General features: G+C 34.5%; 11 protein-coding genes and 1 pseudogene. 7 read left to right on the plus strand and 5 right to left on the minus strand.

Features of this window, described 5'->3' with window-relative positions:
* Positions 1-1,125: ISL3 family transposase (locus IEV74_RS19430; RefSeq protein ID WP_229683269.1), on the plus strand; the 1,125-nt coding region annotated here is incomplete at its 5' end.
* An 86-nt stretch (positions 1,126-1,211) separates the two neighbouring features.
* Here the strand turns inward: IEV74_RS19430 and IEV74_RS19435 are convergent.
* Together IEV74_RS19435 and IEV74_RS19440 are read right to left on the minus strand one after the other, a co-directional pair.
* The gene (locus IEV74_RS19435; protein ID WP_099157669.1) at positions 1,212-1,937 is read right to left on the minus strand and encodes a hypothetical protein; all 726 of its coding nucleotides are present in this window, start codon (positions 1,935-1,937) and stop codon (positions 1,212-1,214) included.
* A 541-nt stretch (positions 1,938-2,478) separates the two neighbouring features.
* Positions 2,479-3,138 carry a hypothetical protein gene (locus IEV74_RS19440; protein WP_188457005.1) on the minus strand — a complete coding sequence of 220 codons (660 nt, stop codon included), beginning with the start codon at positions 3,136-3,138 and terminating at the stop codon, positions 2,479-2,481.
* A 274-nt stretch (positions 3,139-3,412) separates the two neighbouring features.
* Here IEV74_RS19440 and IEV74_RS19445 point away from each other — a divergent pair, with 274 nt between their 5' ends.
* The 4 genes from IEV74_RS19445 (at position 3,413) to IEV74_RS19460 (ending at position 6,777) form a co-directional block, all read left to right on the plus strand.
* Positions 3,413-4,591 carry a CapA family protein gene (locus IEV74_RS19445; RefSeq protein ID WP_188457006.1) on the plus strand — a complete coding sequence of 393 codons (1,179 nt, stop codon included), beginning with the start codon at positions 3,413-3,415 and terminating at the stop codon, positions 4,589-4,591.
* Between the two features lie 287 nt (positions 4,592-4,878).
* On the plus strand, positions 4,879-5,694 hold the full coding sequence (locus IEV74_RS19450; RefSeq protein WP_188457007.1) for a DUF368 domain-containing protein: 816 nt from the start codon (positions 4,879-4,881) through the stop codon (positions 5,692-5,694).
* A 70-nt stretch (positions 5,695-5,764) separates the two neighbouring features.
* A complete protein-coding gene (locus IEV74_RS19455; RefSeq protein WP_188457008.1) occupies positions 5,765-6,085 on the plus strand; it encodes a thioredoxin family protein in 321 nt (106 codons plus the stop codon).
* 83 nt (positions 6,086-6,168) lie between these two features.
* On the plus strand, positions 6,169-6,777 hold the full coding sequence (locus tag IEV74_RS19460; RefSeq protein ID WP_188457009.1) for a class I SAM-dependent methyltransferase: 609 nt from the start codon (positions 6,169-6,171) through the stop codon (positions 6,775-6,777).
* A 44-nt stretch (positions 6,778-6,821) separates the two neighbouring features.
* On the opposite strand, the gene IEV74_RS19465 is transcribed toward IEV74_RS19460, so the two are convergent.
* From IEV74_RS19465 to IEV74_RS19475, 3 genes are all read right to left on the minus strand, one after another.
* Positions 6,822-7,469 (minus strand): VOC family protein, encoded by a 648-nt coding sequence (locus tag IEV74_RS19465; protein WP_188457010.1) that lies wholly within the window; start codon positions 7,467-7,469, stop codon positions 6,822-6,824.
* 128 nt (positions 7,470-7,597) lie between these two features.
* Positions 7,598-8,239: a GTP pyrophosphokinase gene (locus IEV74_RS19470; RefSeq protein ID WP_188457011.1), complete on the minus strand. Its 642-nt coding sequence runs from the start codon at positions 8,237-8,239 to the stop codon at positions 7,598-7,600.
* 25 nt (positions 8,240-8,264) lie between these two features.
* Complete coding sequence (locus IEV74_RS19475; protein WP_188457012.1) at positions 8,265-8,888, minus strand: TetR/AcrR family transcriptional regulator; 624 nt, start codon at positions 8,886-8,888, stop codon at positions 8,265-8,267.
* 181 nt (positions 8,889-9,069) lie between these two features.
* Between IEV74_RS19475 and IEV74_RS19480 the strand changes: the two are divergent.
* Positions 9,070-9,297 (plus strand): annotated as a pseudogene (locus IEV74_RS19480) (response regulator); the annotation flags it as partial.
* Positions 9,298-9,312: 15 nt separating this feature from the next.
* Positions 9,313-9,402 carry a hypothetical protein gene (locus IEV74_RS20065; protein WP_444545760.1) on the plus strand — a complete coding sequence of 30 codons (90 nt, stop codon included), beginning with the start codon at positions 9,313-9,315 and terminating at the stop codon, positions 9,400-9,402.
* The last annotated feature ends 509 nt before the right edge of the window (positions 9,403-9,911 follow it).

Here is a 9,911-nt window from a genome sequence, read left to right on the forward strand (position 1 = left end):
ACATTATCTCGGATTTTAAGCTGGATTAATTTGATATTTGATGTCTGGGATAATGTGCTGATTTACATTATATCCATTGACGAAAAGCGTAGTATGACCAGAAGGCTGTTAGAATCCATTGAAGAGCAATCAATGTCTAAGACCTTTGTAGAAGTCGCAGAAAGCGTTGGTGTTGACGAGAAGACCGTTAGGAACGTCTTTAAGGACTATGCGGCATTTAAAGAAAGAGAATACCAATTTGAGACTCCTAAATGGCTTGGGATAGATGAAATACACATCATTCGTAAACCTCGTCTGGTACTTACCAACGTTGAACGGAGAACTATCTATGACATCAAAAAGGATCGTAACAAGGATACAGTCATTAAACGCCTTTTAGAGATTGAAGATAGGTCTTATATCGAATACGTCACAATGGATATGTGGAAACCTTACAAAGATGCAGTGAATATCGTCCTTCCACACGCTAAAGTGGTGGTAGATAAGTTTCATGTAGTCCGTATGGCAAATCAAGCCTTGGATAGTGTTAGGAAATCTTTAAGAACTAATATGACACCAAAAGGAAGAAGAACACTTATGCGTGATAGGTTTATACTTCTCAAACGCAGGCACGATCTAATCGACCGTGAATTGCTACTTTTAGAAACTTGGCTTGGAAATATTCCTGATTTGAAGGAAGCTTATGAACTCAAAGAAGAATTCTATAAGATATGGGATACGCCAAGTTCACAAGAAGGAGAAAAACGATATATAAATTGGCGTCAGCGTTGTGTATCCAGTAATGTTAAAGATGCTTATAAAGACCTTGTTAGAGCCGTAGACAATTGGAATGAAGAAATATTCAATCACTTTGATAAAAGACTTACTAACGCATATACAGAGTCTATAAATAGCATTATACGTCATGTTGAACGACTGGGAAAAGGATATTCTTTCGATTCTTTAAGGGCAAAAATTTTATTCAACGAAAAGCTTCATAAAAAGCGTAAACCTCGTTTTAATAAAAATGCTTTTTACGATGCTTTACCAAATATGTTTGACCACGTTACAGATCACAACGTTTCAGATAACTTTGGTATCGACTTCACCACATTTATTAAGGAGTTGGAAAAGGGAGAGCTATAAGTTCCGTTCCACCATAAATCCGAAAATCCAAGAAAAAAGCACCCTATATAAATTTCAGGGTGCTAGAAATATTATGTTACTGAACATTATTTATTAATAATTTGTACTTGCTCATGTTTATGGACATAATCTTCTGGTAAAGGAAGTTGACCATTCTCGTCCATTTTGTACTCTTTACCTTGAATTATAAATATAGTATTTTCATCATGTCCAAACTTTCTCCAATCCTTCTCTATCATTCCTCTACTCTCAAGATCAACTTCATGAATAACACCAGAAGGATCAATCCTATATCTTGTCGGTTTATTATTTATAGTGAAAGGCTCTTCGGTATTGATTCCCAATCTATTAAATCCTTCTAGTACTTCACTAGCTTCTCTTGCAGTATACATAATATTAATTCTTCCAGTCTCTGCAAACGTCTGTAAATGAGTTAAAAATTGCCTGTTTTTCTCTAGATGGACACGTTTCTCATCACTAATTTGATTATCGTAATGCAGTGTTTGAACGTAACTTGAATTTGAATCACTATTAAATTGATAGTTTATCAATCCATAATCTGTATCCACACTGTATACTTTGTTTTCTTCAATAGTTAAATTGTAATTTCTGTCAACCTGTAACCGTGGTGAAATAGATTTATCATTGTATTTCACTTTATTAGTTTTGGGATTATATATTTCTACATTCTTATTAGAATGAACACCATCAGTTCTCTCTACTGATTGTGAAACTGTGTTACGGAAATTTTGTTGTTGGACATTACTTTTATCAAAATAATTATTTAGTAATCTTTGAATACTAGAGACCATAAGTAAGTAATATCCCTCCTTAAAAAGATATTATTTTTAATATCGGAAAAAATCCCATTAATTTAATAGATATAATGTACTATTTTTTATTTATTTTTTATTCAAATTTTCAATTTATATTTAGATTCGCAGTAATTATACATTGCATTAGGTATTGCAACAGAACGCTTTTGAACTAAAACTTTACTATAACTATATGGGTAGATGAATAGAAAAGTAAATTAAATGCTTTTTTTATAGTTTTTTAACTTCTAAAGTATATTGGATATTTTTTTCATAATTCATCTATAACGAAAGAGCATCTTTATGGAATTTAGTTAACTTTGGTATTCGTTTTTCCATATTTCTAAAGAAATTGAAGAAGGGTGAATTATAAGCCCTTTTCCACTATAAAATCCGAATACCCGTAAAAATCGATGTGTAAAATAGGACTGTGCAGGGATAGCAGAAATGGATATTAATTGGATTCCGCTACTCCATTTTTCAGAATCTTGCCTTTAAAATGAGGGTTCCCCAAAATCTCCCATGATTTTTTTACTATTTACATTTTTCTAAGTACAATTTCTAACGCTGAAGGATAATCTTCAGGTGGTAAGGATCTATTTTGGTTATGGTTTATTAATTCCCATGATAGTTTAGGTGTTATGCTTAATGGTATATGAAAAAAGTCTACAGGTGTTGTGTAAATGTCATCACCAATAGGTAAAAGTGTACCAGTTACCATTTCTCCGCATTGAGCTTTCCTATAGATGTCATTGAAGATACCAGCAATAAGCCGTTTGTATCCAAATATATCAATAAGTTCATATACCCTTTTACTATCACCTATTGATTTTACAATATAAAAGCTAGGTTTTACCTGTTTCCACTCACCTAGTATACGATTGATAGCTTTTCCTTTCTTTTTCCATTTATGTTGATGTATCCCCCAAAACAGGTGGTAAATAGGTTTATTTTTCGCTCCTATTGAACAGCTAAAGATTATCCACCAAATTAATTGCGGGTAAATACGATGTTTTATTTCCTTGGATCCTTCTATTTTAGACAATATTTTATTTGTTTTAGTTATAATTTCGCTATCAAAATGATTCATTGAAAAAATAAATAGCTCATCCAGTATGGTTAACAATTCATCATGAAGTTTATTGGATAAATGAATTACGTTAGAAACTTTATTTATTCTCTTAGCTGAAGTCATCATTTAAGTCTCTCCTACTCTATTAATTTTTCCTATCTTACCATGTCACAGAAAAAGCTGCTTAAGCTAAAATAGTATTTTTGCAGTAACAGATAGATTCAAAATAGAAATCTCACTTGGGGAAAATTCTATTTTAATGTAGAAAACAATACCGAAAATGCAATTATAGAAGTTTGTCTATTATAAATATTGGAAGAAGGAACATGTCAGTATGTAATGTTGAAATTTGTCAAAACGTGTTATGATAAATGCAAAAGGATTTAAGGAGTATCTTGCAATGAGAAGGGGAAATATCTTAATTTTACTTACGATTTTTATGTTGTTATTCGTTGCAGCTTGTTCTAATGACAAGGAAAATATAGAAACAACAAGTGATCCAAATAAGGAACCGCAAACAGAAACGGAAAAAGAAGAGCAAGAAAAACCTAAGGAACCGGAGAAAATTGAAAAGGAAATAACGATATCGGCAATTGGTGATATGCTTATTCACTCGCAAGTTTACAAAGATGCAAAGGTTGCAGGAGGGTATGACTTTACACCGATGCTGGATGCAGTAAAGCCGTTTTTAAACAGCTCAACGATTACGATTGCCAACCAAGAAACCATGATTGGAGGCGAATCTATCGGTCTATCATCTTACCCGCGATTTAATAGTCCAGTAGAGGTTGGCGATGCATTGAAGGATGCTGGAGTTGATGTTGTATCTATTGCTAATAATCATACATTGGACCATGGAGAAGAGGCAATTCAACAGGCTATTCAGCATTGGGAAACAATAGACATGATGTATACAGGTGCATATAGGGATCAGGAAGACAGCAATGACATTCGTGTATATGAAACACAAGAGGGGATATCTGTGGCTTTCTTAGCTTATACATATGGAACGAATGGCATTCCTGTACCTGATGGAAAAGATTATTTAGTTAACTTGATTGATCGGGATAACATGGCTGGTGCAATTGAAGAAGCGGAATCAAAAGCTGATGTAACCATTTTAAGTCTTCATTTTGGAAATGAGTATGAACGACTACCTAGTGAGGAACAGAAAGATTTAGTACAATTTGCAGCTGATCATGGGGTCGAAGTCGTATTGGGTCATCATCCCCACGTCCTGCAGCCGGTTGATTGGGTGGAAGGTGAAAGTGGCAATAAGACACTTGTTGCTTATTCTTTAGGAAACTTTTTGTCCGGACAGGATGAATTTTACCGTCGGATAGGTGGTATTATGAAATTTACCATTCATAAAACGATTGTTGGCGAAGAGGAGACAATAGACGTAACCTCGCCAAAATTTGTTCCAACATTTGTAACGTATCAAGACTGGAGAGACTATGGTGTTATACCAATGTATCAGTTAACGAATGAACAATTACCAAATGCACAGGAACATTATGAGGAAATTAAAGCACATATGTCTCAATGGATGCCGGAGCTAGAGTTCATTGAAAAATAAGGTAAACGAAAAGACCATGCTGCCAATTTAAAATGGAGCATGGTTTTTCAAGCGGCGCTTTTTGGAAATTTTGCTAGGTAAGGCACCTCTTCATCGGAATGTTAGGATTTAGTGAAATAGTTCCTTCTAAGACAAGCATCATATTTAAAGCAGAGTCTAATTATACCCTCGTTAGGAAGTGAGTCGAGCTTTCCCAAAGATCAAACTTTTTATGTAATGTGTAACCCATTTTTGATATGATAACGTTATGTGTTTATTAATTGAGGAATTAAAGGAGATTAAAATAAATGGAATGGAAAAATATTTATCGGGGAATGCTCATGGGCGCAAGCGATGTTATTCCCGGTGTCAGCGGTGGAACGATTGCAGTATTGCTAGGGATATATGATCGATTAATTGCTGCTATAAATGGAATACTAAGTAAAGACTGGAAAAAGCATCTAGGATTTTTAATCCCGCTTGGCATAGGGGTAGGGGCGGCCATTTTGCTGCTAAGCCGTGTTATTGAATGGTTATTTGAACACTATCCAGGCCCAACACAGTTTTTCTTTTTAGGGTTAATAATCGGGATATTACCTTATTTATTTCACCAAGCAGATGCTAAAAAAACGTTTGGTGCTAAGCATTATATTTTATTGATAATTGGGGCAATAATCGTTGCGGCCATGGCTTTTTTACAGGCTGACGAACCTGCTGTAATCGACAATATAACGAATTCCACTTACATTTTGTTGTTTTTCTCAGGGATTATTGCCAGCAGTGCAATGATTCTTCCTGGAATTAGCGGTTCATTTATGCTGTTGGTTATTGGTGTCTATCCTACGATTATCAGTGCGATCAGTAATCTCAAGCTTGATATAATCGCTGTAACAGGCATAGGCATTGTTATTGGGATATTAGTAATGAGCAAAATTATTAATTTCTTCTTGAGCAGATATCGAATTATGACATTTGCACTCATTATCGGATTAGTGATTGGATCAATTGTAGTTGTATTTCCTGGGTGGCCCAATTCAACTGCATTACTGCTGCTGAGCGCAGGGACATTTATAATTGGATTGCTTGTTGCTTACATACTTGGACGAGTGGAATATGCGAACTAAGCAAACTATAAGACAATCCTGCTTATAATCGATAAAATAGAAGTAGGAAAGGTAAAGGGGTGTGTAATAAATGGAATATATAAGAACAGAAGATAAATTCAACGAAGTGATTCAAAGCGAGAAACCTGTCATTATTAAATTTTTTGCTGACTGGTGTCCGGATTGTAAACGAATGGATATGTTCATTGGCGATGTTTTAGAGGAATTTAATAACTATGATTGGTATGAAATAAATACTGATGAGGTAAAAGGCATTGCTGAGAAGTATGAGGTAATGGGCATACCGAGCATTTTAATTTTCCAAAATGGTGAAAAGCTTGCCCATCAGCATAGTGCATATACAAAAACACCAGAGTCAGTAACAGATTTTTTACATGAACAACTAGGTTAAGTAAACATTGGTCCACCTTCTTAATTGAAGGTGGTTATTTTTATGCTGTTTTTGGGAATGTGTGTAAAGAGGTGTTTTATAACATGAAGATCCTTTTCTCACAGTTCTCTAAGCCAGCTGGCTGGATAGGGAAATGGTTTGGCTGGTATATGGCTAAGGAAAACAAGCACATTAACCAATGGACAATAAACTTTTTAGATATACAGGAGCAAGACCATATTGTTGAAATTGGTTTTGGCCCTGGGCAAGCAATAATGGATATGCTGAAACGGCATGATACGATATATATTACTGGTGTTGATCCATCCGAGGCTATGGTACACCAAGTTTTAAAGAAATTAAACAAACGTTTGACCAATGGACAGATAGGGATTTTTCAGCATAATGCCGATGAATTTCCTATTCTTCATAAGAAAATAGATAAGGTATTGGCTATTAACAATATTACGTTCTGGAAATATCCTGTTAAGACATTAGCGAAAATTCGCATGCAGATGAATCAGAATGGAAAAATTGCAATAACATTGAGGCCACATGAGAGAGGCGCTACAGATCAGACAACGAGATTGTTAGGTAATCAATTAAAAGCGATACTAGCAAAAGCGGGATTTCGGGAAATCTGCATATTTATCAAAAAGACAAATCCGAATGATACAGTTTGTGCGGTAGGCCAAAATACAATGATGCAATAAAAAAAAGGATACGCAAGTGGTGCGTATCCCTTTTCCCGATCTGACTAAACTAAATCAAAATGTAACTTATCATAGTTGCCAAAGTTTATTTTACAATTTTGTAATGTCAGCAAGTTTTTATTAAGTTTTTTTGGTTTTAATTGATAAATATGTGCAAAAGTATCTCTATCTACCCCACTATAATTGATTTTTGGAATGGATTGTACGTTTAGCAAACTGGTGTCCGGATAAGCATCTTTTGGATTCTCCCACTCAATTAGAAATGGAAGCAGTTCTTTCTCATGATTGTAACTAGGAAATAGCATGCGCCATTTTAATAGACTGCCATCCGGCTTTTTCCGCTGGCCAGCAAAAGGACCTGAAAAGGGAATGTTATTTTCTTTGAAATGAGTTACATAATCGTCCATTTCATTTGTCCTGAGTGCAAATTGAAATGGACCAGAAAACTTATTATCTAAAACGTAATCCAAATGCTGAATCAATGGATTTTCTGCGTTTTTCGTTTTGCTTGCATCCGTCACGCCAAGCCACTCTATATAACTATCATTTGAGAAATAAGATAAATAGTTATATGTGCCCCAATCTGCATGTTCACCACCTTTTACGGCTTTAATTGTAAATTTATTTCCATACTTTGCACTTGATTCTTCAGCATTAATCGCTGCGACTACAATATGATCCAATGCTAGCATAATAATCACTCCCCATAGTAAACTCTTTATCTATTTGCCTACGTAAACAGCATATGGTTTTTTATTTTCTATATTATCTATTTTTTGCGATACAATTTGCAATTTATTTGTTTCGAAAAGAAAGCAGATTAACCTTTAACTAGTTGTGGCCGTGCATACAGGTCCACTTCCGTTTTAATCTTTTCCATTCTTTCATCAAGGTAATTTGCGGAATCTGCTGCTTCTTTTAGTTCATTACGTAATGAAGCTGGAATAGCTTTATCGAATTTATAATAAATTTTGTGTTCAAGACTTGCCCAGAAGTCCATCGCAATAGTTCGGATTTGTATTTCAACTTTAACCTTTTCTACCCTGTCTGTTAGAAATATTGGAACATCAATAATTAAATGTAAGCTCTTGTAACCATTCGGCTTTGGCTGCTTAATGTAGTCTTTAATTTGCAGGATATTTATATCGTCCTGTTTCCTTATTAATTCATAAATACTGTAAATATCGGTAATAAAAGAACAAGTAATACGGATACCGGCAATATCATGTATATACTTTTTGGCATTTTCCAAAGTAGGCTCTAATCCTTTTCGTGCAAGCTTTTCCATTGTGCTTTCGGGAGTTTTTATTCTTGAATTAAGGTGTTCAATGGGGTTATGCTGATGAATAAATTGGAAATCTTCATTTAAAATATTTAGCTTCGTATTCACTTCATCAAGTGCAAACTTATATATTTTAAATAAATTTTTCCATTCATAAAGAACAGACTTTTTAATTTCCATAAAAATTCTCCTTCGATACAGGTATTTATAAATCGTCGTGTTTGTATAACCCTTTTTTTAACAGATTCATTTCTAAAGTAAAGTATTCGACCGCATCATCATAAGCTATTTCCTTTGCATAGCTTTGTACAAGATTATGGAAAGTAACTGCCATAATTATTTTGATAGCGTGAAATAATTCATTATCATTGTTAATGTTCAATTTTGAAGTATTGATTAAATGACTAATCTTTTTAAACTGTTTATTAATGTGGCTTTTATCTAACTCTTTTGTATAAATATTCTCGATTTTGTAATTCATGTTTAAAAAAGCGTTTCTGAAAAAATCACGATTTTCCTGGTTTTGCGATTTTTTCAGCATCGATTTATATAATATTGTTACCGTTTCAAATATATCACCATCTGTTTCTTTTAATAGGAAAAGAAACTTTTTCTGTCTTTCTTTTGCGTGTTCATTTAATAGAAAGAAGAATACATCTTCTTTATTATCAAAATATTGATAGAAACTTCCTCTTGGTATACCAGAAGTCTTAATAATATTTGAAATGGATGCTTTATATAAGGAGACTCTTGAAAATTCTTTCTTGGCTGCTTCAATCAAAGTTTGTTTTTTTTCCTCAGGTAAATTAAAAAATGTTTGCTTTGGCATCATTTCGCCTCCATTAACAAATCAAAGTGACAGTGTGTCATAAATGTTATGAACCTATTATAAATGACACAGTGTCACAAGTCAACATAAATATGACGCTGTGTCACTTTGGGATTAATTAATGTTAAAGTGTACATTTTTTGATATAGTACATTAAAAGACATGTAAAGCAGGTGTGGATATGGTTCAATCAGCCATTTTAATTGTTGAAGATGAGCAGAAATTAAGCCGCGTTTTACAATTGGAATTGGAGTATGAAAATTATAAGACGGAGATTGCAGGTAATGGGAAAGATGCACTTCGTTTAATGGAACAAAAAGAGTGGGATTTGGTTTTATTAGACATTATGCTTCCAGAGCTAAGTGGTCTGGAAGTGCTGCGCCGTGTTCGCCGCAATGATGATCGCCTGATTTATGAAGTTGAAATTTACTCCAAGACAAAAGAAGCAGATATGGAAATTGATGCGTATACAGGTGAGATAATAGCGATTGAAATAGACCATGAAAATTATTAACTGCAAGACCGCGAAGATCCTTTCTTTCGCGGTCTTTCTAACGGCTTATTTTATTAACTATATTGTTTATTAACAACATAGTTTCCGTAAAATTCGACGTAAATACTTGTGGTGATTTTGCATTATTTTGGACGCTCTTTGGTCCCGCAGCCCGTATACACTTCGCTTTCCGTGGGCGGCTGATGAGCCTCCTCACGCTGACGCGCTCCGGGGTCTCACCGATGCCACATCTCCCACAGGAGTCTCCGTGTATACGGGCTGCTAGTAAGTGTATTTATAAAGTAATCATGATTTCTTAAAGATATTATAGATACTTTATATTTAATAATTACAATCTATGCATGTACCGATATATATTAATTCCACTTCACTAGTCCGGGTGAGCGGAGGGCGGTGACTCCTGCGGGAAAAGCACGAGTCCGAAGACCCCGCAGAGTGGTTTTGAAGTGACCCCGAAAAATTAGACACATTAATTTATTAAGTTATCAAGCAGCTTGTAGGGCAAGATT

Source organism: Virgibacillus oceani (assembly GCF_014638995.1).
GTDB lineage: Bacteria > Bacillota > Bacilli > Bacillales > Amphibacillaceae > Virgibacillus_E > Virgibacillus_E oceani.

Bases quoted from the DNA above. Each gene is read 5' to 3' on its own strand.
- IEV74_RS19455 (WP_188457008.1), top strand. From the start codon at position 5,765: ATGGAATATATAAGAACAGAAGATAAATTCAACGAAGTGATTCAAAGC.
- IEV74_RS19460 (WP_188457009.1), top strand. From the start codon at position 6,169: ATGAAGATCCTTTTCTCACAGTTCTCTAAGCCAGCTGGCTGGATAGGG.
- IEV74_RS19450 (WP_188457007.1), top strand. From the start codon at position 4,879: ATGGAATGGAAAAATATTTATCGGGGAATGCTCATGGGCGCAAGCGAT.
- IEV74_RS19470 (WP_188457011.1), bottom strand. From the start codon at position 8,239: ATGGAAATTAAAAAGTCTGTTCTTTATGAATGGAAAAATTTATTTAAA.
- IEV74_RS19445 (WP_188457006.1), top strand. From the start codon at position 3,413: ATGAGAAGGGGAAATATCTTAATTTTACTTACGATTTTTATGTTGTTA.
- IEV74_RS19465 (WP_188457010.1), bottom strand. From the start codon at position 7,469: ATGCTAGCATTGGATCATATTGTAGTCGCAGCGATTAATGCTGAAGAA.
- IEV74_RS19435 (WP_099157669.1), bottom strand. From the start codon at position 1,937: ATGGTCTCTAGTATTCAAAGATTACTAAATAATTATTTTGATAAAAGT.
- IEV74_RS19440 (WP_188457005.1), bottom strand. From the start codon at position 3,138: ATGATGACTTCAGCTAAGAGAATAAATAAAGTTTCTAACGTAATTCAT.
- IEV74_RS19475 (WP_188457012.1), bottom strand. From the start codon at position 8,888: ATGCCAAAGCAAACATTTTTTAATTTACCTGAGGAAAAAAAACAAACT.